A 25596-nucleotide genomic window follows, 5' to 3' on the forward strand; every position below is an offset into this window, starting at 1 on the left:
CTCGGGGCCGCACCAGACCCGTCCGGCCCGCGCTCCGTCCCGAGCGTGCCGGGAGGTGTCCCGCCGATCAGTCGGGCTCGCGGGCCCGATCGGCAAGACGCCCCCTATGCGCCGGACGCGGCGAGCGGGAAGAGGGCGGTGAGGCGGGGTATCGCCACTCCCTCCGGACGAGACCCCCGGGACTCGCCGCCCTCTTCCCACTCCTCCCCGAAGTCCCCCGAGAGCTCGTCCGCCAGTTCCTCGGCGCGCTCGTCGACGGCGTCGTCGAACTCCTCGCCGCAGTCGTCCTCCTGGCCGGTGAGCTCGTCGAACGCGTCCTGCGCGACGTAGTCGAGGCCTTCCCACTCCGGCCACTCGTCGTCGTCCCACCCGTCCCGGTGCCGGCCCACCAGGGCCCGTACGCCCGGCACGTCGGCCAGCGCGTCCGGGTCGGCGACGACCGACTCGTAGACCTTCCGCCCCTGCCCGACGAGCCAGAGGGTGAAGTAGTGGAAGCCGTCGTCGGTGCAGGCGCCGCCCTCGATCCGGTTCGCCGCGCGCCACACGGCGTGCGTCCCGGCGACCTCGAGCGCGTCGTCGAGGCGCACCTGGAAGTCCACGCTCTCTTCGGCCGGTCGCCGGAGCAGCTCCGTGCGCAGCCACTCCGTCCGCTCCTCCAGGTCACCGGTGCGTCGGCTCAACTCGTCGATGAGGGCCCAGAAGGCGTCTTCGTTCATGCGTACGAGCATGACACTCCCGGCTGACATCCGGGTGAAGAATTACCTGCGCCCGCGTACACGCGCGGGGCACGCCGGAGCGGGGTGCCCCCCGCGTGGGGCACCCCGCTCCGCCACGGGGGGCGTCAGGCCGCGGCCGCGCCGACCGGCACCGCGGCCGGGGTCAGCGCGATCTCCAGGACCTGGCGGACGTCCGTGACCGGGTGGACCTCCAGCTTCTCCAGGATCTCGGCCGGGACGTCGTCCAGGTCGGCCTCGTTCCGCTTGGGGATCACGACCGTGGTGATGCCCGCCCGGTGGGCGGCGAGGAGCTTCTGCTTCACGCCGCCGATCGGGAGCACCCGGCCGGTGAGGGAGACCTCGCCGGTCATGGCCACGTCCGTGCGGACCTGACGCCCGCTCAGCAGGGAGGCGAGGGCGGTCGTCATGGTGACGCCCGCGCTCGGGCCGTCCTTGGGGACCGCGCCCGCGGGGAAGTGGATGTGCACGCCCCGGTCCTTCAGGCCGGTGACGGGAAGCTCCAGTTCCGCCCCGTGCGAGCGGAGGAAGGAGAGCGCGATCTGAGCCGACTCCTTCATGACGTCGCCCAGTTGTCCGGTGAGGGTCAGCCCGGCGGCGCCGGTCTCCGGGTCGGCCAGGGACGCCTCGACGAAGAGGACGTCACCGCCCGCGCCGGTCACGGCGAGGCCGGTGGCGACGCCCGGCACGGCCGTCCGGCGCTCCGCCGGGTCCTGGGCGGACTCGGGGACGTGGTGCGGACGCCCGATGAGTGCGCGCAGGTCGTCGGGGCCGATCGTGAACGGCAGTTCGCGGTCGCCCAGTTCGTGTTCCGCGGCGACCTTGCGGAGCAGCCGGGAGACGGCCCGCTCCAGGGTGCGGACGCCGGCCTCGCGGGTGTACTCGCCGGCCAGCCTGCGCAGGCTCGCGTCCTCCAGGACGACCTCGCCGGGCTCCAGGCCCGCCCGCTCCAGCTGCCGGGGCAGCAGGTGGTCGCGGGCGATGACGACCTTCTCGTCCTCGGTGTAGCCGTCGAGCCTGACCAGCTCCATGCGGTCGAGGAGGGCCTCGGGAATGGCTTCGAGGACGTTGGCCGTGGCCAGGAACACCACGTCGGAGAGGTCGAGTTCGACCTCCAGGTAATGGTCGCGGAAGGTGTGGTTCTGCGCCGGGTCGAGGACTTCGAGGAGGGCCGCCGCGGGGTCGCCGCGGAAGTCGGAGCCGACCTTGTCGATCTCGTCGAGGAGGACCACCGGGTTCATGGACCCGGCCTCCTTGATGGCGCGGACGATCCGGCCGGGCAGGGCGCCGACGTAGGTCCTGCGGTGGCCGCGGATCTCCGCCTCGTCCCGTACGCCGCCGAGGGCGACCCGGACGAACCGGCGTCCCATCGCGTGCGCGACGGACTCGCCGAGGGAGGTCTTGCCGACGCCGGGCGGCCCGACCAGGGCGAGGACGGCCCCGCCGCGGCGTCCGCCGACGACGCCCAGGCCGCGCTCGGCCCGGCGCTTGCGGACGGCGAGGTACTCGGTGATGCGCTCCTTCACGTCGTCGAGGCCGAAGTGCTCGGCGTCGAGGACGGCGCGGGCGCCGCGGATGTCGTACCGGTCCTCGGAGCGCTCGTTCCAGGGCAGTTCGAGGACGGTGTCCAGCCAGGTGCGGATCCAGGAGCCCTCGGGGGACTGGTCGCTGGACCGCTCCAGCTTCTCGACCTCCTTGAGGGCGGCCTCGCGGACCTTCTCGGGCAGGTCGGCGGCCTCCACGCGGGCGCGGTAGTCGTCGGACTCGTCCGCCTCGGACTCGCCGTTCAGGTCGCGCAGTTCCTTGCGGACCGCTTCGAGCTGGCGCCGGAGCAGGAACTCGCGCTGCTGCTTGTCGACGCCCTCCTGGACGTCCTTGGCGATGGTCTCGGCGACGTCCTGCTCGGCGAGGTGCTCGCGGAGCTGGGCGGTGGCGAGCCGGAGGCGGGCGACCGGGTCCGCGGTCTCCAGGAGCGCGACCTTCTGCTCGACGGTGAGGAAGGGCGAGTACCCGGAGTTGTCGGCGAGGGCGCCGACGCCGTCGATCTGCTGGACGCGGTCGACGACCTGCCAGGCCCCGCGCTTCTTGAGCCAGGTGGTGGCGAGCGCCTTGTACTCCTTGACGAGGTCGGCGACCTGGCCGGGAAGCGGGTCGGGCAGGGTCTCCTCGACCGTGCCGCCCTCGACCCAGAGGGCCGCGCCGGGCCCGGTCGTGCCGGCGCCGATGCGCACGCGGCCGATGCCGCGGATCAGGGCGCCGGGGTCGCCGTCGGAGAGCCGTCCGACCTGCTCCACGGTGCCCAGGACGCCGGTCCCGGCGTAGGTCCCGTCGACGCGGGGCACGAGCAGCACCCGCGGCTTGCCCGCGCCGGGCCGGGCGGCGGCCTGAGCGGCCTCCACGGCGGCGCGCACCTCGTTGTCGGACAGGTCGAGCGGCACCACCATGCCGGGCAGCACGACCTCGTCGTCGAGCGGCAGCACGGGCAGAGTGAGCGGCACGGACGGCTTGGAGTCAGAAGCCATGATCTCCCCTTCGGCAGTCAAGTTGAGCTATGTCGACTCAATGCATGTGAGCCCGTGGATGTTCCCGGACGCCTGTTCGCTCTGAGCGATCACTCTCGCGCAGGCCGGGAACGACCGATGTAATACCTGCATGGATATTGCAGCTCTTACATCGGCCTGGGTGACGGGCTGGACCGTCTCCCGGGGAACCCCGGCCGCCGTCCCCGAGCCCTGGGGCCACCGGATCGACGTGGGACTGCCCCGGCACGTCGTGCGCCACGTGCTGCCCGCCCCCGACGCCGCCACGGTCGGCGCGCTCTGCACCCGCCTCACCGCCCCCTACAGCTGGCTCAAGGTCATGGCGGGACCCGAGGACGCGCAGGCATGGATCACGGAGGGGTGGACCGTCCCCGACGACCCGGGATTCATGATGGTCAAGCCGCTCGACCCCGGCGCCCGCCCGGCCCCGCCCGAGGGGTACGCGCGGACCACCGAGGTCCGGGACGGGGTCATCCGCGTCCGCGTCCTGGCGCCCGACGGCACCCTCGCCGCGAGCGGCCGGATCGCCCCGACCGGCTCCACCGCCGTCGCCGACCAGATCGAGACCGATCCCGCGCACCGGCGGCGCGGCCTCGGCGCCAACGTCATGCGCACCCTGGAGGCCGCCGCCGCCCAGGCGGGAGCCGCGACCGGGGTGCTCGCCGCGACCACGGACGGACTCGCGCTGTACGACTCCCTCGACTGGCGCTACCGGGGGCCGATCACCGGCATCGTCCGGGACGGCGGCGCGGCCGGCTGAGCCGATCACCGGCATCGCCCGGGACCGCGGGCGCGCCGGCGTCGCACGGAACCGCGTCGCGCCCGGCATCGCCCGGGACCGCGGCGCGCCCGGCTGGGCCCGCGGGCGCGAACCCGGCCGTACGGCTGCGCGGGAGGCCCGGCACCCGGCATGCTCGGACCATGGCGAGAGGCGCGCGGGGGACGTGGTGCGGGGCCCTGATCCTGGTCGGGGCCCTGGTCGGCGGTGCGAGCGGCTGCGGTCCCGCGACCCCGACCGAGGCGGGCGGACCGTCCTCGGCGACGAGCGCACCGGCCCCGCCGCCCCCCGGGGAGAGCGGATCGCCCGACCCGGGCACCCCACAGCCCCCGGCCACTCCGCCCGCCGGCACCACCCCGGCACCCGGCACCTCCACCACGGACCCGCAGCCGGCCGGGCTCCTCGTCGAGGTCGTCGTCGACGGCGGCCTCGCCGGGGTCCGCAACACGCTGGTCGTCCGGCACGACGGCTCTTGGAGCATCCGCTCCCGCACCGAGCCGCCCCGGACCGGCCGGCAGACCCCCGCCCAGGCCGCCGAGCTGCGGGCCGCCCTGGCCGACCCCGCCTACGCCCGGGTCCCGGAGCGGCCCACGGGCCGCCCGGTCCCCGACGGCTTCCAGTACCGCGTGACGTACCGGCACCGCCTCGTCGTCGCGCAGGACGGCGAGGACGAGCGCCCGGCGGCGCTCCGGCGGGTCTTCGCCGCCCTCCCGGAGGGCGGCCCTCCGACGCGGCCCTGAGCCCGGCGGGCGCGACGGCCCCGGGCCCCGGAGAACCGGACCGGGGCACGCGCGCGATAGAGAGGGCGTGAGACTGGTGCGCCCCCCAGGGGGAGGCCCCGCAGGGGGCGACGAGGACGACGACACGGCGCTGCTGCGCGCGGTCGCCCGGGGGGACTCCGAGGCGCTCGCCGTGCTCTACGACCGGCACGCCGGCTGGCTGCACGCGCGCCTCGCCCGGCGCTGCCCCGACGAGGAGACCGTGCGGGAGGTCCTCCAGGACACCTTCGTCACGGTCTGGCGCTCGGCCGGCGGCCACCGGGGCAGGGGCGAGGCAGGCGGCTGGCTCTGGGTGATCGCGGCCCGGCGCCTGGTCGACGCGCAGCGGGCCCGGGCCCGCGCGGAACGCGTCGTGACCGAGGCCGCCCGGCACGCCGCCCTGCCCGCGGAGCCGCCCGGCGCCGCGCCCTCCGCCGAGGACCGGGTGCTCGCCGGCCTGGAGTACGGGGAGGTCGGCGCGGCCCTCGACCGGATCTCCCCCGAGCTCGCCGAGGTCCTGCGGGCCACCGTCGTCGACGGTCTGACGACCCGGGAGACCGCCCGGCTCCTCGGCATACCCGAGGGCACGGTCAAGACCCGCGCCCTGCGCGCCCGCCGCGAACTGCGCGCCGCACTCGGGGCGGCCCGCCCCGGCGGCCCCCACGCCCTGGGAGGCACCGCATGACGACACAGCGCCGCCCCGCGGACGGCCCCGGGCTGCCCTGGCACGTCACGGACGACCTCGCGCGCCGGTACGCCGACGGTGCCGCGCCCGAGACCGACGCCTGGTCCCTGGAGAAGCACGTCGAGTCCTGCGCGGGCTGCGCGGGCCGCGTCTCGGCCGCCGTGCGCGCCGGAACGGCCGGCCCCGTGCTCGCGGCCGTCCGCGCCGACCTGCTGGCGTCGATCGGCGCCGCCGCCGGGGCCCGGGCGGGCGCCCGGCCCCCGCTCGCGGGCGACACAGGAGGACGACCCGCACCCGGCGGCATCCGGCCGACCCCGGCTCCGGCCGCCCCCTCGCCCTCCACCCCCACCCGAACCGGCCGCTGGGCCCGGCTCTGGTGGGCGGTCGGGCCCGCGGTCCGCGGCACCACACGACGACGGCCCGCACACGGCACCATCGGGCCGACCCCCACCCAGGCCACCCCCTCGCCCTCCACCCCCACCCGAACCGGCCGCTGGGCCCGGCTCTGGTGGGCGGTCGGGCCCGCGGTCCGCGGCTCCTGGGCGGTGGCCGTGCTGCTGGTCGTCGGCGGGGCCCTCGCGCTCGCCCACGGGGCCGGGGTCCGCGGCGCGGGCGGTCTGCTGCTCGCCCTCTCCCCCGTCCTCCCGCTCGCCGGCGTCGCCGTCTCCTACGGGCGGCACGCCGACCCGATGCACGAGATCACCGCGGCCACGCCCTCCGGCGGACTGCGGCTGCTGCTCACCCGGACCGCCGCCGTCCTCGTCGTCTGCGTACCGCTGCTGACGGCCGGGGGCGCGCTGCTGCCGCCGGTGGCCGGACTCCCGGGGGCCGCCGCCTGGCTGCTTCCGGGTCTGGCGCTGACCCTGGCGACGCTCGCGCTCGGCTCGTTCGTCGGCTGCCGGGCGGCGGCCGCGACGCTGGGCGGCGGATGGCTGCTCGCCGTCACGGGCACGCTGCTCGGCCCCGTGGACACGGCCGCCCCGGCGGCCGCGCTCGCCCCGTACTTCTCCGGCCCCGCCGCCCAAGGGGGGTGGGCCGGCGCGGCGCTGGCCTGCGCCACCCTCCTCGCGGTGCGGCGCCGTTCCTTCGACCACCTGGAGCCCCGGTGACCCCCTCGCCCGCCGTCGCGGTGAGCGGACTGACCGTCCGCCATCGCCGCACCGTCGCCCTCGACCGGCTCGACCTGTCCCTGGGCCCCGGCGTCCACGGACTGCTCGGCCCGAACGGCGCCGGCAAGACCTCCCTCATCCGGGTCCTCGCGACCGTGGCCGCCCCCTCCTCCGGCCGGGTGGAGCTCCTCGGCGGAGACGCCACCCGGCACCGCGAGCGCACCGGCATCCGCCGCCGGCTCGGCTACCTCCCGCAGGACTTCGGCTACTACCCGGCCTTCACCGTGCGGGAGTTCGTGGCCTACGTCGCCTGGCTCAAGGAGGTGCCGGCCGACCGCGTCCCGGCGGCCGTGGAGCGCGCGGTGGCGCGGGTCGGGCTCGGGGACCGGATCGACGCGCGGATGAGAACGCTGTCCGGGGGCATGGTCCGGCGCGCCGGAATCGCCCAGGCCGTCGTGAACGAACCGGAACTGCTGCTGCTCGACGAGCCGACCGCCGGACTCGACCCGGAACAGCGGGTCGACTTCCGCTCGCTGCTGCGGGAGCTGGGCACGGAGGCGACGGTGGTGGTCTCCACGCACCTGGTGGAGGACGTCGCCGCGGCCTGCACCGACGTCGCCCTCATCGAGGGGGGCCGCCTCGCCTTCCAGGGCTCGACGGCCGAACTCACCGCCCTCGGCGGGGAGTCCGCGGACGGGGACGACTCCGCGACGCACGCCGTCGAGCGCGGCTACACGGCCGCCCTGCGCGCCCACCGGGCCGCCCCGGACGCCGCGAAGGGGGCGCTCCGGTGACCGCCGTCCTCACCCCTCCCCCGCCGCGCGCCACCCGGCGGGCCGGGCGGGCGACCAGGCCCGTCGTCGTCGAACTCCGCCGCGGGCTCGGCCCGTGGACCGGTCTCGCCGTCCTCCTCACCCTGCTCGTGACCATGTACGGCAAGGCGCCCGGCTGGCAGGGACGCTGGGCCGACGCCACGAACACGCTGCACGTGGCCGCCGGACTGCTCGCCGGTCCGCTCGCGCTCGCCGCGGGCTGCTGGCAGGGCGGCCGGGACCGGCGGCGCGGGACGCTGGACCTGTGGGAGTCCGCGGCCCGCCCGCCGCTCCGCAGGCTGTTCGTCGCGGTCGCCCCGTCCGCGCTCTGGCCCGCCGCCGGGGTGCTCCTCGCCGACGCCGTCTGCCTCGTCGCGACGTGGCCGTACGCCGCGGGCGGCCGCCCCTTCCTGGAACTCCTCGCGGCCGACGCGGTCGCCGTCGCCGCCCTCGGCGCCCTCGGCCACGTCGTCGGACGCGCGGTCCGCTGGCGGCTGACGGCCCCGCTGCTGGGGATCGTCGGGTACGTCGCCCTGGGCGTCGGCGCCTACGGCCAGGGCTCCGCCCGCTGGCTCGGGCCGGCCGCCGAGCACCAGTTCCTCTGGGACCGGCCGGTGTGGTGGTTCGGCCCGGTGTCGATGGCGTGGACGGCCGGGCTCGCGCTGAGCGCCGTCCTGGCCGCCGGGCTGCGCCCCGCCCGGCGGCGGCTGCTCGCCCTGGTGCCGCTGGCGGTGGCGGTGGCCGCCGCCGGCCTGATCCTGCGCCTGCCGCCGGACGAGGGCCCGTGGCGCCCCGACCCGGCCCTGGCCCGCCCGCTCTGCGACGACGGCGTGCCGCAGGTCTGCCTGACGGCCGTGGACTCCCGTCTGCTGCCCGAGGTCTCGGCGGCGCTCGCCCCGCTCAACGCGCGCCTCAAGGGAATCCCCGGCGCCCCGGTCCGCTGGGTCGGCGGACCCTTCGGACCGCCTCGCCCCGGGGACGTGGAGCTTCCGAACGCCGCGGCGGACGCGGTGCGCGGCCGGCTCCCGCGGCCCGACCTGTACCTGAACGCGGCGGTGTCCTGGCTGCTCTCGGACACCTGCCGGCCGGGGGACGGCACCGGTCCGGACGCGGAGCGGACGAGCGTCGTCAACCTCGCCGTCATCGAGTGGCTGGCCCCGACGCCCGAGGACTACGGCCCCGACACCACCGCGGCCCGGCCGTACATCGACCGGCTCCGGGCCAAGCCGGCCGCCGCCCAGCGCGACTACCTGGCCCGCTACCTCGCGGCGAACACCTGCCGCCCGGAGGAGGTGCCGATCCCGTGAGGCCCGCGGCCCTGCTCTACCTGCGCTCCCGCGCCCTGCCGGGCGCCCTGGGCGCGCTCGCCGGCACGGCGGCGGCCGCCGCCTGGGCGGCCTGGTGGCTCCAGTCCCTGCCCGACTTCGACCACCGGGCGCGGCTGCCGGTCGTCGTGCTCGGCCCGCTGCTCGCGGCCGCCGCCGTCGGCACCAGCCTGCACACGCCGAGCGACGAGCTGGACCGTACGGCGGTCCGGGCGTGGTGGCCGCGGCGGCTGGTCCACGTCCTCGCCCCGACCGCCCTCGCCGTCGCCCTGCTGGCCCTCGCGGTGCCGGGTCACGCGGAGCAGTTCGGGGCGCCGGCCGCCGTGCGCAACACCCTGGGGCTGGTGGGGGTGACGGCGGGCGCGGCCGTCGTCGTCGGCGGTCGTCTGAGCTGGCTGCCGCCCTCGTTCCTGGTGGGCGCGGTCTACCTCGCGGCTCCGTCCGCGCCGGGCGGCGGGGCGCAGTGGTGGGCGTGGGTGATGCAGCCGGGCGCTCAGCGGGGGGCGTGGACGGTGGCGCTCGCCGCCCTGGTGACGGGCACCGGGCTGTACGCGTGGCGCGGCGCGCGGCGGACGACGGGCGCCGCCTGAGGCCCGGCCCGCGGTCGGCTCCGGTCCGGAACGGGCCGCGCCCGAGGCCCGACCCAGAGCCGGACCCCGCGCGGCCCCGGTCGGCCCCGCCCGGCCCCGGTCCGGAACGGCCCGCGCCCGAGGCTCGCCCCCGGCCGGTCCCCGCCCGCCTCGCGTCCGGACCTGACGAACTCCCGGCGGGGTGGGGCGCGGGTCTCCGGGCGCGGCCGTCGTGCCGCCGCGCGGCTCCGCCCGGCGCGGCCGGCGACGGGGCGTCACCGGCCGGTGTACGGGGCGTGGCGGCCGTACGGACGTGCGATCCGGGCCACCCGCGCGGGAAACGGGTTTGTCCGCTCCGCCCCGGCCCCGCCAGGATGGCCGGGGCCCACTGCCGAGCCGAGAGCGGAGCGACCGATTCATGCCAGGAACCGTCACCCTCGACCGCCGAGAAGGACCGTACGGGGAGGTCGTGCTCCGCCGGCGCGACGCGCACTTCGAGATCATCGCCAACGGCACCTTCCTGATGGACACCTCCGACGGGCGCTCCGAGCGGCTGCTGGTCGACGCGGCGCAGGCCGCGCTCCCGGAGGGGCGTCGCTCCGGGGCGTCCGTGCTCGTCGGCGGCCTGGGGGTCGGCTTCTCGCTGGCCCACGCGGCGGCCGACCCCCGCTGGGGCCGGATCACCGCGGTCGAGCGGGAGGAGGCCGTCATCGACTGGCACCGGCACGGCCCGCTCGCCGCGATCTCCGGGGCGGCGCTGGCGGATTCCCGGACCGTGATCCTGCACACGGACCTCGTGGCCCATCTGCGCACCTCCTCCGACACCTACGACGCGCTCTGTCTGGACATCGACAACGGCCCGGACTGGACGGTCACCGAGGACAACGAATCCCTTTACGGGGCCGAGGGATTGGCGTCCTGCGCGGCCCGTCTGAACCCGGGTGGAGTGCTCGCCGTGTGGTCCGCCCGACCGTCCGTCGATTTCGAAGGGTCCTTGCGGAATGCCGGATTCAGCGGGGTACGGACGGAAGAGATCCCGGTTGCCCGGGGCGTCCCCGACGCGGTTCACCTCGGCATCCGTCCCGAGTAAGTCCTGGATAGCCGGGACGCCACCGGTACCTCTAGGCTGCTGAGCCGACATCGGCGACGCGAGGCGGGGCAATGGAGCAGACACACACCACTCACCACGGTGCGGCGGCCACTCCGGGGGCCCAGCGCCGGGTGCTCGTGGTCGAGGACGACACCACGATCGTCGAGGCGATCGCCGCCCGGCTCCGCGCGGAGGGCTTCCTCGTCCAGACCGCGACGGACGGCCCCGCCGCCGTCGACGCCGCGGAGGCGTGGCAGCCGGACCTGATGGTCCTCGACGTGATGCTGCCCGGGTTCGACGGTCTTGAGGTGTGCCGCCGGGTCCAGGCCGCCCGTCCCGTCCCGGTCCTCATGCTGACCGCCCGCGACGACGAGACGGACATGCTGGTCGGCCTCGGCGTGGGCGCGGACGACTACATGACGAAGCCCTTCTCGATGCGCGAGCTGGCCGCCCGCGTGCACGTGCTGCTGCGCCGGGTGGAGCGCGCCGCGCTGGCGGCGGTGACCCCGCGCAGCGGGATCCTGCGCCTCGGCGAGCTGGAGATCGACCACGCGCAGCGCCGGGTGCGGGTGCGGTCCGAGGACGTGCACCTGACCCCGACCGAGTTCGACCTGCTGGTCTGCCTGGCGAGCACGCCGCGGGCGGTCCTCTCCCGCGAGCAGCTGCTCGCCGAGGTGTGGGACTGGGCCGACGCCTCGGGCACCCGGACCGTGGACAGCCACATCAAGGCGCTGCGCCGGAAGATCGGGGCCGAGCGGATCCGCACGGTCCACGGCGTCGGCTACGCGCTGGAGACCCCGGCGCTGTGAGCCGGCGGAGGCCCGGGGGGCCGCGGGGGCGGCGGGGACCGGACGGCGCGGCCGGACGGCCGCGCCGGATCGCGATCTCGATCAAGACCAAGCTGGGCACGCTGGTCGTCGGGGCGGTGCTGCTGACCTCCGGGCTGGCGCTGGTGGCGATCCGCACGTCCACCGAGTTCCGCTACATCACGATCTTCGCGATGATCGCGACCCTGCTGATCACCCAGTTCGTGGCGCAGTCCCTGACGGCGCCGCTGGACGAGATGACCACCGTGGCCGGGACGATCTCCCGCGGGGACTTCACCCGGCGCGTGCGGGGGGCGGACCGGCGCGACGAGCTGGGCGACCTGGCGTCGACGATCAACCGGATGGCCGACGACCTGGAGGCGGTGGACCGGCACCGCAAGGAGCTGGTCGCGAACGTCTCGCACGAGCTGCGGACCCCGATCGCCGCGCTCAGGGCCGTACTGGAGAACGTCGTCGACGGGGTGTCCGAGGCGGATCCGGAGACGATGCGGTCGGCGCTGAAGCAGACCGAGCGGCTGGGCCGGCTGGTGGAGACGCTGTTGGACCTGTCACGTCTTGACAACGGTGTCGTGGCGCTCCGGGCGAGCCGTTTCGAGGTCTGGCCGTATCTCTCCGGAGTTCTGCGCGAAGCGAACCTCGCCGCCTCGCAGCGCGGCCTCTCCTCCACCTCGGGCCTGCACAACCGCACGGACGTGCACCTGCACCTGGACGTGTCGCCGCCCGAGCTGGTGGCGCACGCCGACGCCGAGCGGCTGCACCAGGTCATGGCGAACCTGATCGACAACGCGGTGAAGCACTCGCCGCCGCACGGCCGCGTCACGGTCCGGGCCCGGCGCGGGCCCTACCCGGACTCCCTGGAGCTGGAGGTCGAGGACGAGGGTCCCGGCATCCCGGAGGCGGAGCGGCACCGGGTGTTCGAGCGGTTCAACCGGGGCACGGCGCCGCACCGGCAGGGCCCCAAGAGCGACGGCGGCACGGGGCTCGGGCTCGCGATCGCCCGCTGGGCCGTGGATCTGCACGGCGGCGGGATCGGGGTGGCCGAATCATCACGCGGCTGCCGGATCAGGGTCACTCTTCCGGGCAGCCCTCCGCCGAGAGATTGACGTAGGGTTCGAACCGGAACAGCCGGGTCCTGCGGCGAAGCCGGTCCACCGGGCTGCGCGCGAGGGAGACCTCCGCGCACGTGAGCGGGATGCGGTCAGGGGTGCGGTCGAAGGGGGCCGTTCCCGGGCTTTCCCGTACCCGCACGCATCCGGAACCCCGCTTGTTTCCCGCCATTCACTGCCCCGAAACACGCCGTCAAGTGTGACTTGCACGACGTTGGCGCTCCCCGCCTGCACCTCTCGGCCGGACAGGCGTAGCCTTTATTTCCGCTGTCCATCACCTTGCGAAGCGGAAGAGGGCGGTTGCCGCCGTGTCGTCTCAGTCCCCCAGTACCCCGAGCTCCCCGGCCGACCAAGACGGGCGAGGCGTGAGCCCCGCAGCCGCCTTCGGTGCCAACGAGTGGCTCGTCGACGAGATCTACCAGCAGTACCTCCAGGACCCGAATTCGGTCGATCGTGCCTGGTGGGACTTCTTCGCCGACTACAAGCCGGGAGCGTCGGAGACCCCGACCGCCCCGGCCGCCACCACCCCGAGCGCCCCCGCGGCGCCGCAGGCGGGCCCCGCACAGGCCGCGCCTGCCGCTCCCGCGGCCGTTCCGGCCCCCGCGCCCGCTCCGGCCGCGACCCCGGCCGCCCCGGCGCCGGCGAAGCCCGCCGCGGCCCCTGCCGCGAAGCCGGCCGCCGCCGCCCCCGCCGCGACGAAGGCCGCGCCCGCCGCCGCCAAGCCTGCGGCCGAGGCCCCGGCCGGACCCGAGCTGCTCACGCTGCGCGGCCCCGCCGCCGCGGTCGCGAAGAACATGAACGCCTCGCTGGAGGTGCCGACGGCCACGTCCGTCCGCGCCGTCCCGGTGAAGCTGCTCTTCGACAACCGGATCGTGATCAACAACCACCTGAAGCGCGCCCGGGGCGGGAAGATCTCCTTCACCCACCTCATCGGCTACGCGATGGTGCAGGCGATCAAGGCCATGCCGTCGATGAACTACTCCTTCGCGGAGAAGGACGGCAAGCCGACCCTGGTCAAGCCGGAGCACGTGAACTTCGGTCTCGCGATCGATCTGGTGAAGCCCAACGGCGACCGCCAGCTCGTCGTCGCGGGCATCAAGAAGGCCGAGACGCTCAACTTCTTCGAGTTCTGGCAGGCGTACGAGGACATCGTCAAGCGGGCCCGCGTGGGCAAGCTGACGATGGAGGACTTCAGCGGCGTCACGGTCTCCCTGACCAACCCCGGCGGCCTCGGCACCGTCCACTCCGTCCCGCGTCTGATGCCCGGTCAGTCGGTCATCATGGGCGTCGGCTCCATGGACTACCCGGCCGAGTTCCAGGGCACCTCCCAGGACACCCTGAACAAGCTGGGCATCTCGAAGGTCATGACCCTGACCTCGACGTACGACCACCGCGTCATCCAGGGCGCCGCCTCCGGCGAGTTCCTGCGCGTCGTCGCCAACTTCCTGCTCGGCGAGCAGGGCTTCTACGACGACATCTTCAAGGCCCTGCGGATCCCCTACGAGCCGGTCCGCTGGCTCAAGGACATCGACGCCTCGCACGACGACGACGTCACCAAGGCCGCGCGCGTCTTCGAGCTCATCCACTCCTACCGGGTCCGCGGCCACGTCATGGCCGACACCGACCCGCTGGAGTACAAGCAGCGCAAGCACCCCGACCTGGACATCACCGAGCACGGCCTCACCCTGTGGGACCTGGAGCGGGAGTTCGCGGTCGGCGGCTTCGCCGGCAAGTCGATGATGAAGCTCCGCGACATCCTCGGCGTGCTGCGCGACTCGTACTGCCGCACCACCGGCGTCGAGTTCATGCACATCCAGGACCCGAAGCAGCGCAAGTGGATCCAGGACCGCGTCGAGCGCCCGCACTCCCGTGTGGAGCGCGAGGAGCAGCTGCGGATCCTGCGCCGGCTCAACGCCGCCGAGGCCTTCGAGACCTTCCTGCAGACGAAGTACGTCGGCCAGAAGCGCTTCTCCCTGGAGGGCGGCGAGTCCGTCATCCCGCTGCTCGACGCGGTCATCGACTCGGCCGCCGAGTCGCGCCTCGACGAGGTCGTCATCGGCATGGCCCACCGCGGCCGGCTGAACGTCCTCGCGAACATCGTCGGCAAGTCCTACGCGCAGATCTTCCGCGAGTTCGAGGGCAACCTCGACCCGAAGTCGATGCACGGCTCCGGCGACGTCAAGTACCACCTGGGCGCCGAGGGCACCTTCGTCGGTCTCGACGGCGAGGAGATCCGCGTCTCCCTGGCCGCCAACCCCTCGCACCTGGAGGCGGTCGACCCGGTCCTGGAAGGCATCGTCCGCGCCAAGCAGGACGTCATCAACAAGGGCGGCACGGACTTCACCGTCCTGCCCGTCGCCCTGCACGGCGACGCGGCCTTCGCCGGCCAGGGCGTCGTCGCCGAGACGCTGAACATGTCGCAGCTGCGCGGCTACCGCACCGGCGGCACGGTCCACATCGTCATCAACAACCAGGTCGGCTTCACCGCCGCCCCGGAGTCCTCGCGCTCCTCGATGTACGCGACCGACGTCGCCCGCATGATCGAGGCGCCGATCTTCCACGTGAACGGCGACGACCCGGAGGCCGTGGTCCGCGTCGCGCGGCTCGCCTTCGAGTTCCGCCAGACGTTCAACAAGGACGTCGTGATCGACCTCATCTGCTACCGCCGCCGCGGTCACAACGAGGGCGACAACCCGCAGTTCACCAACCCGCAGATGTACAACCTGATCGACAAGAAGCGCTCGGTGCGCAAGCTGTACACCGAGTCCCTCATCGGTCGCGGCGACATCACCCTCGAAGAGGCGGAGCAGGCGCTCCAGGACTTCCAGGGGCAGCTGGAGAAGGTGTTCGCGGAGGTCCGCGAGGCCACCAACGCCCCGGCCTCGGCCGTCGTGCCGGACGCCAAGGCCACCTTCCCGGTCGGCGTCACCACCGCGGTCTCCGCCGAGGTCGTGAAGCGGATCGCCGAGTCGCAGGTCAGCATCCCGGAGCGGATCACGGTCCACCCGCGTCTGATGCCGCAGATGCAGCGCCGCGCCGCCTCCGTCGAGGACGGCACGATCGACTGGGGCATGGGCGAGACCCTCGCCATCGGCTCGCTGCTCATGGAGGGCACCCCGGTCCGGCTGTCCGGCCAGGACTCCCGCCGCGGCACCTTCGGCCAGCGCCACGCGGTCCTGGTCGACCAGGAGACCGGCGAGGACTTCACCCCGCTGCTCTACCTGACCGAGGAGCAGGCCCACTACAACGTCTACGACTCGCTGCTCAGCGAGTACGCGGCGATGGGCTTCGAGTACGGCTACTCCCTGGAGCGCCCGGACGCCCTGGTCATCTGGGAGGCCCAGTTCGGCGACTTCGTCAACGGCGCGCAGACCGTCGTCGACGAGTTCATCTCCTCGGCCGAGCAGAAGTGGGGCCAGACCTCCGGCGTCACACTGCTCCTGCCTCACGGCTACGAGGGCCAGGGCCCGGACCACTCGTCCGCGCGCCCGGAGCGCTTCCTCCAGATGTGCGCCCAGGACAACATGACGGTCGCCATGCCGACGCTGCCGTCGAACTACTTCCACCTCCTGCGCTGGCAGGTCCACAACCCGCACCACAAGCCGCTCATCGTCTTCACCCCGAAGTCGATGCTGCGTCTGAAGGCCGCGGCGTCCAAGGCGGAGGAGTTCACCACCGGCGGCTTCCGCCCGGTGATCGGTGACACGGCGGCCGACCCGGCCGGCGTCCGCAAGGTCGTCTTCTGCGCCGGCAAGGTCTACTACGACCTGGAGGCCGAGCGTCAGAAGCGTGGCGACACGGAGACCGCGCTCATCCGTCTGGAGCGCCTGTACCCGCTGCCGGGTGCCGAGCTCCAGGCCGAGATCGCCAAGTACCCGAACGCCGCGAAGTACATCTGGGCGCAGGAGGAGCCGGCGAACCAGGGTGCGTGGCCGTTCATCGCGCTCAACCTGATCGACCACCTGGACCTGGCGGTCGGCGCGGACATCCCGGCGGGCGAGCGCCTGCGCCGGATCTCGCGTCCGCACTCCTCGTCCCCGGCGGTCGGCTCGGCCAAGCGTCACCAGGCGGAGCAGCAGCAGCTGGTCAACGAGGTCTTCGACGCCTGACCGTCGCACCACGTGAGAAGGCCCGGCGCCCCGGAGGGGGCGCCGGGCCTTCGGCGTTTCCGCGTTCCGGCGGGCTGTCAGCCCAGGTTGGCCTCGAAGTCCCAGTAGGGCCGGTTGCGCTGCCGCGCCGACAGCGTGTGCGGGTGCTGGGCGCCCAGCGTGCGGGTGAGGGTGAGCAGGGCGTCCTCCTCCAGCTTCCCGGCCTCCTCGGTCTCCCGGAGCCCGCGCAGATCGGTGGCGAGGGCGACCTGGCACGACAGGGTGAGCGGGTGCTCGTTGCCGAGGGTGTGCCGGGCCCGGCGGAGGGTGTCCCGGCTGAGCTCGGCGGCGTCGTGCACCCGCCCGTTGAAGTTGCGGGCGGCTCCGGTGTTGAGCGCGCAGCCGAGCACCCAGGGGTGGTCGGATCCGAGCGAGGAGGTCAGGCCGGCGAGGGCGGCCTCCAGGATGGCCAGGGCGTCCGCGCGTTCGCCGGACGCCTGGAGGACGAGGGCGGTGTTGGCGAGGACGCCGGTGGCGACGGGGTGCGCGGGGCCGAGGAGGGCGCGGTATCCGGCCTCGGCCTCACGGCTGAGTTCGCGGGCCTGGTCGAGGTCGCCGTGCTCGCGGAGGTAGTTGGCGTAGTTGTTGATCGACGACAGGGTGATGTAGTGGTCGCGCCCGTGCACCTGCTGCATCTGTTCGAGCAGGCTCGCCATGGCGGCGCCGAGGTCCTGCTGGAAGCTGCCCTCCCGCCGGCGGCACAGGGCGAGCTGCGCCCGCGCGTACAGGGTCTGCAGGTGCTGGGGACCCATGATCCGGACGTGCACGCGGACATTGGCCTCCTGCCGGGCCAGTGCCTCGCGGTACTGGCCGAGCAGGCGCTGGTCCTGGGCGACGTTGTTGCCGAGGATGAGGGTCTGGGAGTGCAGGGCGCCGAGGGCGCTCTCCGAGCGCGCGAGGGTGGCGACGTCCTGCTCGTACGCCTCCTTGTAGCGCCCGAGCACCCGCAGGGCGACCCCGAGGTTGTTCCCGGCGACGAGGGTGAGGAACTCGTTCTCGCCGAGCAGCCGCCGGCACTCGGCGACGACGTCGCGCTGCATCCGCTCCGACTCCTGGTACTGGCCGAGGAAGCGGAGGTCGCTGGCGATGGAGATGTCCGAACGGAGCGAGCCGAGCGGGTCGGTGGTCCGCGCCTCGTCGAGGCGGGTGCGCAGGGCGAGGTCGAGTTGGTACGCGTCGCGGAAGCGTCCGTAGTTGCGCAGGATGGAGCACTCCTGGCTGGTGAGCTCCTGCATCTCGGGGCTCACCGGGTCCATGAAGGTGGACCAGCTCTCCCGGATCCGTTCCGCGAGCCGGATGCCGGCCCGGTACTCGCCGCTGCGGAAGCAGTAGCGCAGGCAGTTGAGCACGGCGGTCTGCACGCGCGGGTTCCGGCTGTTCAGTGCCCCGGAGGGTTCCAGGTGGGGCAGGAGTTCGGCGTAGCGGGGCCAGTTCCGGCTGTCCATGGGGTTGCCGGGGTCGGCCTCGGCCAGCAGGGTGCGGACGGCCTTGCGGTGGGCGGTGCGGTGTTCGCCGTCGGTGAGCCGGGCCACGATGTCGTGGACGAGCCGGTGCATGTGCACGGACTCCTGGTGGGGGCCCATCTCGCCGCCGCCCGCGCTGCGTGACTCGCGGCTCAGGACGGAGTAGTTGACCAGGGTGTCGAGGGCGCGGGACCACGAGGCGAGGTCGGTGACCATCCAGCGCAGGTCCTCGGGGAGGTCGGCCTGCGGATAGGCCCGGACGAGACCGAGCGGGATGCGGCCGGGGGCGAAGGAGGCGCACAGGCTGAGCACGTCGATCGCCTGCGGCTGGGTGCGTCGGAGCCGGTTGATCAGTATCGACCAGGAGGTCAGGGAGGCGTTGGGGATGCCGTCGCCGCCGGCGGGCTCGTCCATGGCGTTGATGCGTCCCTCGCGGACCATGCGCAGGTACTCGGGGACCTCCATCCGGGACTCGCCGAGCCAGGCGGCGGCCTGGACCAGTTGCAACGGCACGTCGCCGAACTCGGCGGCGACCTCGTCGGCCTCGGGCCCGGTGATGTGCGGGGCGCGGCGCAGCAGGTAGGCCGTGGACTCGGCCCGGTCGAAGCCCCGGATGCTCAGGGTGTCCGTGAACTCGCCCCAGCCGCGGTTGCGTGAGGTGATCAGTACGTGGCCGGGGCCCTGCGGCAGCATCACGTTCGCGCCGTCGGTGTCGTCCCAGCCGTCGAAGACGACGAGCCAGCGGGAGTGCGGGTCGCCGCGGCGCAGGGCCTCGCGGACGGCGCGGATGCGTTCGCCGGGTTCGTTTCCGGTGGTCAGGCCGAGTTCGGCGGCGAGTTCGCCGAAGCGGTCGCGCTGCACGTTGCGGTCGTCGGAACTGACCCACCAGACGACGTCGTAGTCGGAGCTGAAGCGGTGGGCGTACTCGGCGGCCATCTGGGTCTTGCCGATCCCGGACATGCCGACCAGGGTGCACGCGGCGTTGCCCCGGCCCGCGTCCATGAGCCGCGTCTGGAGCTCGGTGAGCAGGTCGTCGCGGCCCGTGAAGCGCGGGTTGCGGCGCGGGATCTCGCCCCAGATCTCGGGAGGCGTGTCCGGGAAGCGGACGAGGGATCCGGCGGGCAGCCGACGGCCGGTGGCCCGGCGCGGGTCGATGCCGAGCCGGCTGAGCAGGCGCGCCTCGGCCTCCTCCTCGCCGACGCCCCACAGGCTGACGGGTTCGAGGACGGCGGTGGCCGGGAGCAGGGGGCGGTTGGTGAGGTTGACCGCCGCGAACCGCTCGGAGTGGGCGGCTACGAAGCCGCGCAGCACGTCGTTCCACTCACCGGCGGCACGGGGGCCGAGCTGAAAGAACCAGTCGTCCAGGACGAGCAGCACCTGGCCCCGTGCGAGCAGGAGGTCGCCCAGCGAGTCTTCGAGCGGCACCTCCCGCGGAGGGTCCCAGCGCTGGAGGCTGGCGCGCACGCCGTGGGCGTCGAGCCGTTGGTTGACCCAGGTCGCCCAGGGACGGTGGTAGCCGGGGAAGACCACGAGGACGTGTTCCGGCCCGTTCCTGCCCCCGTGGTCCGCCGCACCGCCCGACCGCTGTTCCGCCATGTGTCGCATCTCCCGTCCCGCTCCCGCGCAACGCAGTGTCATGTGCCGTGGGCACAGTGTTACCCAGCGGCGAGGGGGGTCGCGCCGAGGCTCGCGTGGTGCCGCCGCATTTGACGCGCGAACTCCCGTCCCTCAGTAGTCAGTTCATCGGATTCAAGCAGGATCGCCAGCGCCTCGCCCACCTGATCGTGGAGCTCGTCGAACTGCTGCCCGGCGTCGGACCGCCAGGCCTTCGGCGCTTCCGCGGCGGACGCGGCGCGGCGCCAGAGATCGGCGAGTGCCAGGTGCGCGTAGGCGCCGTGCAGCACGCCGGCGATGGGCCGCGGGTCGGGCCGCCAGCCGACCTGGTGCACGGCGTCCCGCCCGGGGCCGTACAGCGGTACGAGTTCGTGGAGCGTCGCCAGCTTGCTGTGGTGCAGCTCGTGCACGAGCGTCTCGGCCATCCCCCACGCCTCGTCGGGCAGCGAGGTCAGCACGGCTCCGGGAGCCGCGCTCAGGGTGGCGCCTCGGTGTCCCGGCCCGCACGGGACGAGCGGGACGACGACGCGGACCGCGCGGGTCACCTCGACGGCCCGGTCCGGGTCGGTACGCGCGAGCAGCTCCTGGGCCGCGCGCCAGCGGGCGGACCAGGCGGCGTGGTCGGTGTCGGTGTGGGCGGCGGGGGTGCCGACGGAGCCGCCGGCCGCGCCGACCGGCACCCGGTACGGGTCGAGGTCGTCCAGACGCGCGATGCCGCGGGGCAGCGCGCGTACGGGGCTCCAACCGGGCCCGTGTCCCGCGAGCACGCCCCGGCGCCCGTCGGCCAGGGTGAGGACGACGGGCGCGGGATGCCGGGCACCGTCCGGATGGAACCGCACGGTCCGGTCGCCGGCGACGATCCGGACGCGGTCGGAGGGCAGTCGGAGCCGGCCCACGCCCGGCAGGGACATCAGGCCGTCCGCGGTCTCGACCGTCCGGTCGAGCGGGTCGCCGCAGCGCAGGGCGGCGGTGAGCGCGATCATGTCGAGACGGGCCAGCAGGCGGTCGAGGGCCGGTCCGGCGGGCTCGGCGAGCGCGGCCGCCAGCCAGACGCCGGTCGTCGGGTAGTCGAGGACGTCCCGGACCACGGCGGGACGCCGCCGCTCGACCCGTTCGAGCAGGTCCCAGGAGCGCTCGAAGCGGCCCAGCGCACCCGTTCCGACGGAAGCCCGCTCCCGGTGGACGCGCACCAGGAGCGCCTTGAGGAGCAGCAGCCGCCGCGTATGGAGGGCGGACCGCAGCAGGGTCAGTCCGGCCGGGGCAGGGCTGGTCCGGGCCAGGTCGGCGAAGGCGGACGCCGGAAGGGACGCGACGTTCACGTCCGCCCCCCTGCGCGTCGCCGCGCCGTGCCGCCGTCGACGGGAGGGCATCTGGCCGGAAACGGCCGGTCGGCGCCCCTCCCGGGGAGATCAGCCGAGGGAACCGTCCCCGTTGCTCTCCAGCCAGGAGTCGTTGAGCTCCCGCGTCCGCCAGAACACCCGCTCGACGGCGGCCTCCAGGTCGGGATCGTCCATGAAGCGCAAGGTCCGCAGGTCCACTCCGGTGAGGTCGGGCAGGCGCCGGGGCCGGTCCTCGGCCCGGTCGACGCCTGCGACCCGCTTCGTGTGCTCCAACACCCTCGGCTCCTCCTCACCGGCCTTTGCCCCCCACGGTCGTAGCGGCGGAGCGGTTCTTCCCTACGCCTCAGAGACGGAAACCCGTTCGACTCAACTGCGCCCATGCGCGCCCCCGTGATCCAGCCGTTCCGGTTTCCCCGCCCGCCACGGCCACCAGGGCGGCGTGATCCTGCGCCGCTCCTCGCGGGAGAACCGGTCCGGCCGGGGGCGGGGGACGGAGCCGACCTCGGCCAGCAGGGCCCGGGTCCGCTCCACGTCCGCCCAGTCCACGGCCACCAGTTCGCCGTCCAGCCGCCGCCACTGCTCGGCGGCCTCCGCCAGGACGGTCGCGGCCTGCCCGACCCGGTCCATCAGGTACAGCACCGCTCCCTGGGCGTGCAGCGCCCGCGCCAGGGTGACCGTGCCGGGGGTGTCGCCGCGGGCGGCGCGGATGACCTCGGCGGCGCGCTGGAAGGCCGTGAGGGCGCCGACGAGCTGTCCGTCCCGCGCCGCCTCGCTCAGCTGCGTCTGGACCCAGCCCATGTGGAGCCAGACCTCGGCCCGGACCTCCGGGTCGCGGGCGGTGCGGACGGCCTCGTCGAGGAGGTGGCGGCTCTCGTACAGGTCCGGCAGGAAGCCCGCGCGGTCGAAACGCAGCGCGAGGACGCTGCCGATGAGGATCTGCGCCTGCGCGCGGTCGGCCGCTCCGGCGGGCAGGCAGGTCAGCGCCTCCCGCAGGACCCCCTCCGCCCGGTCCACCGGTTCCGTGCCCGTGGCCGTCGCGGCGCGCCGCAGCAGTGAGCCGCCCCAGGTGAGGAGGAGCGGTCCGCGCTGTTCGCTGTCGGCGGGGGCCAGCAGGGTGGCCTCCTCGTACGCCGCGTCGGCGGCGGCGCCGTCGCCCTGGGCGTCGTACAGCCGGGCGCGTGCGGTGGTGAAGCGGAGCCGGAGGGCGCGGGCGTCGCCGAGGAGGGGTTCGGCGCGGTCGAGCACGGGGCCGATGCGGTCCGGCTCGGCCTCGGCGAGGTGGAGGGCGTCGGCGAGGTCGAGGAGCGCGGCGGCGCTCTCGTGCAGGGCGAGGGCGGCGGTGAGCTCGGCGGCCGCTCCGGCGCCGTCACCGCGCGCGAGGAGCAGCCGGCCGCGTCGCAGGTGGAGGGTGGGGCGGGCGGATTCCGGCCAGCGGTCGGCGTCCTCGGCGAGGGCGTCGAGGGCCGCGTCGAGGTGGTCGGCCCCGTCGCCGTCCCGCCACAGCGCGTGGTGGACGACGGCGAGTTCGAGCCGGGCCTCGGCCCAGGCCTCTCCGCCGGCGCGGGCGAGCTCCCCGGCCCGTACGAGCGTGTCGGCGGCCCTGCCGAGGAGTTCGGGGCGGCGGCCGGCGCGGCGGGCCGCGGCGGTGCCGGCCTCGGCGTACAGGGCGCGGGCGAGGACGATCCGGGCCTCGACGGGTTCGGCGGGGAGCGCCGCCTCGGCGCGCTCGTGCGCCCCGGCGAGCAGCGCGGGGTCGGACTGGGCGCGGCCCTGCGCGAGGAGCCGGCGGGCCTCGGTGAGCGGGTCCGGGGTGACCAGGTCGGGGTGGTAGAAGCGGAGCACGCGCGCGGGGATGCGGGCGAAGAGCTCGGTCTCGGGGCTGTCGGGCCCCAGGGGTTCGTCCGTCGCCTCGGTCTCGGCGGGGAGGTCGGTGGCCCGGCCTGGTCCGCGGTGGGTCGCGGGACCGGCCCCGCCGTCGGCGTCGGCGGGGGCGTCGGCGCCCGCGAGGCGGGCGGCGGCGAGCGCCGGGAAGTTGCGCATGCCCTGGCCGAAGTGGCGCTCCACGTAGGCCGAGCAGTGTTTGAGGACGAGGGCGGCGGCGCTGGGGTCGAGGGAGCCCAGGAAGTGCTGCTGGATGCCGGGCGGATAGCTGAAGCAGGGGTACGGGGTGGGTCCGGGCAGTCGTCGCAGCACTCCGCTGAGCAGGACCTCCGCCAGCTCCATGGGGCCGGTGTCGGGGAGCATGGCGCGCTGTACGAGCTGCATCACGGGCAGGGTCAGCGGGGCCGCCGCGAGATGGACGGCGAGCCGGAGCGCGCCGGGTGAGGCCGCGGCCCGGAAGGCGCGGAGGAGTTCGTCGTCGCTCCGGGTGCCGCGGGCGGTGCCGGACGGGCGCGGCGCCGCGGGCCCGGGGGCGAGCCAGGCCGCCCAGCCGCGGACGGCGTTGCCGCCGTGGCCGGTGTGGAGCCGTGTCCAGGAGGCGAAGGCCTCGGGGGTCGGGGTGAGCACGGGGACGGCCCGGCGGCCGGGGGCGGCGGGCCCCCAGGGCTCGTCGTCGGAGACGAACGCGGTGGGGCCGCCGGGGGTGGCGGAGCGCTGGAAGGTGCCGGGTTCGGCGGGGAGCGCGGTGCGGGGCCAGAGGCGCGGGGGGAGCGGCTGGACGAGGGCAAGCGGGGAGTTGCGGGGCCACTGGCGCAGGAACCGCTGGGCGGCGCCGCGCTGCCAGAGGGGTCCGACGCAGTCGCTGACGATCAGGGTGAGACGGCGGCCGGTGGGGTCGTGGAGCTGGTCGACGGGCCGCAGCCGGGGGCGGCCGTCGGCGCCGGAGGTGGTGGTGACGAGCGGGGGGCCGTCGCCGGTGTCGTACAGGCGGTGCACCTGGACGTCCCGGAAGGCGCCGGACTGCTGGCAGGCCTGGCGGAGTTCCTCGACCATCCGGTTCCAGACGACCATGGCGGGTCCGGTGTCCATGAGGAGCTGAATGTCGGGGCGGCGGCCGGCCGCCGGGCGCATCACGGGGGTGAGCATGCCGGCGGCGGCGCTGCGCTCGGCGGTGGCCTCCTCGTCGAGGACGCCCTCCTCGGGGCGTCGGGCGGCGAGGGCGTAGGCGCGGAGGGGGCGGAGGGCCTTCTGCAGTCCCAGGAGGCCCGGCAGGGCGTTGGCGCCGGGGGCGCGGACGGGCAGGCCGGCGCCCCGGTCGGGCCGGGCGCCGCGGGACGCCGGAGGGCGGTCGGCGCGGGCGGTTCGCGCCTCCTCGGCGACCGCGTCGGCCGTCCCGGTGGCTCCGGTGGCCATGTGGAGGGAGACGGACTCGTGCGGGCTCCCGGGTCCGGCGGCCGTTGCGCCGCCGCTTCCGCCCGCCGCGGCATCCGTGCCGGCGCCGTCCGGGCCGCCGGTGGAGGCGTCCCCGTCGGCCTCGTCCGGGGGGTCGGCCGGCGGGTCCTGCGGTCCGTCGGGTCTCTCCCGGTCCGGTGAGGGGCCGGGGAGCCACTGGGCCAGCCACAGGGCGTCGGCGACGTCCTCGGCGGTGGGGTCCTGGCCGCCGGCCCGCAGTCTGCGGGTGAGTTCCTCCAGATGCATCCGGTGCATCCGATCGTCACCTCGGCTGATCGAGCGGTTGCATGAGCATGTCGGCGATGCGTTCCCTGGTGACCCGTTCGGCGCGGGAGGCGTGCTGGGTCAGGTAGAGGGCGTTGAGGAGCTGGTCGGTGGCGATGACCTCGCCCGGCTCGCGGTCGAGGAAGCGCTGGACGAGGCCCTGTTCCCCGTCGCCGCCGGCGGCCTCGCTGCCGAGGTGCGCCTCGATCATGGCGCGGAGCTGCTCCTCGCCGGGGGCCTCCAGCTCCAGGCGGATGCAGCGGCGGAGCAGGGCGGCGGGGAAGTCCCGTTCGCCGTTGGAGGTGAGCACGATGAACGGGAAGGTGGTGCAGCGGACCCGGCCGCCGAGCACCGCCACCTTGTGCCCGTCGTCGGTGAGCACCTCGACGGCGGGCTCCCGGTCGGCGAGCCGTTCCAGCTCGGGGATGGCGAACTCGCCTTCCTCCAGGGCGTTCAGGAGGTCGTTGGGGAGGTCCAGGTCGCTCTTGTCGAGCTCGTCGATGAGCAGGACGCGGGGCTGGTCGGAGGGGAGCAGCGCGGTGCCGAGCGGGCCGAGCCGGATGTACGAGCCGATGCCGGCCGGCGCGGCGGCGGAGCCGGGCGCTCCGGCCTGGGCGCGCTCCAGCTGGACGTCCTGGAGGCGGCCGATGGCGTCGTACCGGTAGAGCCCGTCCTGGAGGGTGGTCCGGCTGACGATCGGCCAGCGCAGGACACGGCCGAGGCGCAGTTCGTGGGCGACGGCGTGGGCGAGGGTGGACTTGCCGGTGCCGGGGTTGCCGGTGACGAGGAGCGGGCGCCTCAGGTACAGCGCGGCGTTGACGGCGTCGGTCTCCGCGGGCCTGGGGTGGTGGTTCTGGACGAGTCGGCGTTTGACGCCGAGTCGCCGGTCGGAGCCGGCCAGGGTGTCGTCGGCGCCGCCGGTGGAGAAGTCGCGCCAGGGCGGCGGGGCGGGCAGCCGCTGTATCTCGTCGTGCGGCAGGCCGGCACCACGGTAGATCCGCCAATCGTTCACGAGTGACTCCTCCTGGCTGTGGTGTCGATGCCGGGCCCGTCGACGGTACCGCCCGGGAGCGGGGCCTGCCGACGGCTTAATCGGACGGA

The 25596-nt window shown here is 74.8% G+C and carries 18 protein-coding genes; 11 read left to right on the top strand and 7 right to left on the bottom strand.

The window, feature by feature from the left end:
* Positions 1 to 104: 104 nt before the first annotated feature.
* Both ACY0MR_RS12565 and lon read right to left on the bottom strand, forming a co-directional pair.
* Entirely contained in the window at positions 105 to 716 is a 612-nt protein-coding gene (locus ACY0MR_RS12565) for a DUF4240 domain-containing protein (RefSeq protein WP_361860618.1), read from the bottom strand.
* A gap of 125 nt (positions 717 to 841) precedes the next feature.
* Positions 842 to 3256, bottom strand: coding sequence for an endopeptidase La (lon, locus tag ACY0MR_RS12570; protein WP_388793438.1), 2415 nt, complete (start codon positions 3254 to 3256; stop codon positions 842 to 844).
* Positions 3257 to 3386: 130 nt separating this feature from the next.
* On the opposite strand from lon, the gene ACY0MR_RS12575 reads away from it, so the two are divergent.
* The 11 genes from ACY0MR_RS12575 to ACY0MR_RS12625 all read left to right on the top strand — a co-directional run bounded on the left by ACY0MR_RS12575 (position 3387) and on the right by ACY0MR_RS12625 (position 16442).
* Positions 3387 to 4034, top strand: a complete 648-nt coding sequence (locus tag ACY0MR_RS12575; protein ID WP_388793436.1) for a GNAT family N-acetyltransferase — start codon at positions 3387 to 3389, stop codon at positions 4032 to 4034.
* 161 nt (positions 4035 to 4195) lie between these two features.
* A complete protein-coding gene (locus ACY0MR_RS12580) occupies positions 4196 to 4792 on the top strand; it encodes a hypothetical protein (protein WP_473560752.1) in 597 nt (198 codons plus the stop codon).
* Positions 4793 to 4859: 67 nt separating this feature from the next.
* A complete protein-coding gene (locus ACY0MR_RS12585) occupies positions 4860 to 5495 on the top strand; it encodes an RNA polymerase sigma factor (RefSeq protein WP_388793432.1) in 636 nt (211 codons plus the stop codon).
* Positions 5492 to 6604 (top strand): zf-HC2 domain-containing protein, encoded by a 1113-nt coding sequence (locus tag ACY0MR_RS12590; RefSeq protein WP_473560754.1) that lies wholly within the window; start codon positions 5492 to 5494, stop codon positions 6602 to 6604. Before ACY0MR_RS12585 ends, ACY0MR_RS12590 begins: the two co-directional genes overlap by 4 nt.
* Entirely contained in the window at positions 6601 to 7398 is a 798-nt protein-coding gene (locus ACY0MR_RS12595; protein WP_388793428.1) for an ABC transporter ATP-binding protein, read from the top strand. The genes ACY0MR_RS12590 and ACY0MR_RS12595 overlap by 4 nt, the downstream gene beginning before the upstream one ends.
* The gene (locus ACY0MR_RS12600) at positions 7395 to 8723 is read left to right on the top strand and encodes a hypothetical protein (RefSeq protein WP_473560756.1); all 1329 of its coding nucleotides are present in this window, start codon (positions 7395 to 7397) and stop codon (positions 8721 to 8723) included. The genes ACY0MR_RS12595 and ACY0MR_RS12600 overlap by 4 nt, the downstream gene beginning before the upstream one ends.
* Complete coding sequence (locus tag ACY0MR_RS12605; protein ID WP_388793424.1) at positions 8720 to 9331, top strand: hypothetical protein; 612 nt, start codon at positions 8720 to 8722, stop codon at positions 9329 to 9331. The genes ACY0MR_RS12600 and ACY0MR_RS12605 overlap by 4 nt, the downstream gene beginning before the upstream one ends.
* Positions 9332 to 9728: 397 nt before the next feature.
* On the top strand, positions 9729 to 10400 hold the full coding sequence (locus tag ACY0MR_RS12610) for a spermidine synthase family protein (RefSeq protein WP_392862178.1): 672 nt from the start codon (positions 9729 to 9731) through the stop codon (positions 10398 to 10400).
* 71 nt (positions 10401 to 10471) lie between these two features.
* On the top strand, positions 10472 to 11209 hold the full coding sequence (locus tag ACY0MR_RS12615) for a response regulator transcription factor (RefSeq protein ID WP_361862987.1): 738 nt from the start codon (positions 10472 to 10474) through the stop codon (positions 11207 to 11209).
* 68 nt (positions 11210 to 11277) lie between these two features.
* On the top strand, positions 11278 to 12330 hold the full coding sequence (locus ACY0MR_RS12620; protein WP_388794104.1) for a HAMP domain-containing sensor histidine kinase: 1053 nt from the start codon (positions 11278 to 11280) through the stop codon (positions 12328 to 12330).
* A gap of 311 nt (positions 12331 to 12641) precedes the next feature.
* Entirely contained in the window at positions 12642 to 16442 is a 3801-nt protein-coding gene (locus tag ACY0MR_RS12625) for a multifunctional oxoglutarate decarboxylase/oxoglutarate dehydrogenase thiamine pyrophosphate-binding subunit/dihydrolipoyllysine-residue succinyltransferase subunit (protein WP_473560759.1), read from the top strand.
* 77 nt (positions 16443 to 16519) lie between these two features.
* Here ACY0MR_RS12625 and fxsT read toward each other — a convergent pair whose 3' ends face one another.
* From fxsT to ACY0MR_RS12650, 5 genes are all read right to left on the bottom strand, one after another.
* Positions 16520 to 19540 (bottom strand): FxSxx-COOH system tetratricopeptide repeat protein, encoded by a 3021-nt coding sequence (fxsT, locus tag ACY0MR_RS12630; protein WP_392862174.1) that lies wholly within the window; start codon positions 19538 to 19540, stop codon positions 16520 to 16522.
* Positions 19541 to 19599: 59 nt separating this feature from the next.
* Positions 19600 to 20877, bottom strand: a complete 1278-nt coding sequence (locus ACY0MR_RS12635) for an aKG-HExxH-type peptide beta-hydroxylase (RefSeq protein ID WP_473560762.1) — start codon at positions 20875 to 20877, stop codon at positions 19600 to 19602.
* A gap of 90 nt (positions 20878 to 20967) precedes the next feature.
* Positions 20968 to 21174 carry a hypothetical protein gene (locus ACY0MR_RS12640; RefSeq protein ID WP_388793414.1) on the bottom strand — a complete coding sequence of 69 codons (207 nt, stop codon included), beginning with the start codon at positions 21172 to 21174 and terminating at the stop codon, positions 20968 to 20970.
* 90 nt (positions 21175 to 21264) lie between these two features.
* Positions 21265 to 24486: an SAV_2336 N-terminal domain-related protein gene (locus ACY0MR_RS12645; RefSeq protein ID WP_473560764.1), complete on the bottom strand. Its 3222-nt coding sequence runs from the start codon at positions 24484 to 24486 to the stop codon at positions 21265 to 21267.
* A gap of 7 nt (positions 24487 to 24493) precedes the next feature.
* Positions 24494 to 25507 carry an AAA family ATPase gene (locus tag ACY0MR_RS12650; protein WP_361860394.1) on the bottom strand — a complete coding sequence of 338 codons (1014 nt, stop codon included), beginning with the start codon at positions 25505 to 25507 and terminating at the stop codon, positions 24494 to 24496.
* Between the last annotated feature and the right edge of the window lie 89 nt (positions 25508 to 25596).

It is taken from the genome of Streptomyces sp. JN8 (assembly GCF_055808075.1).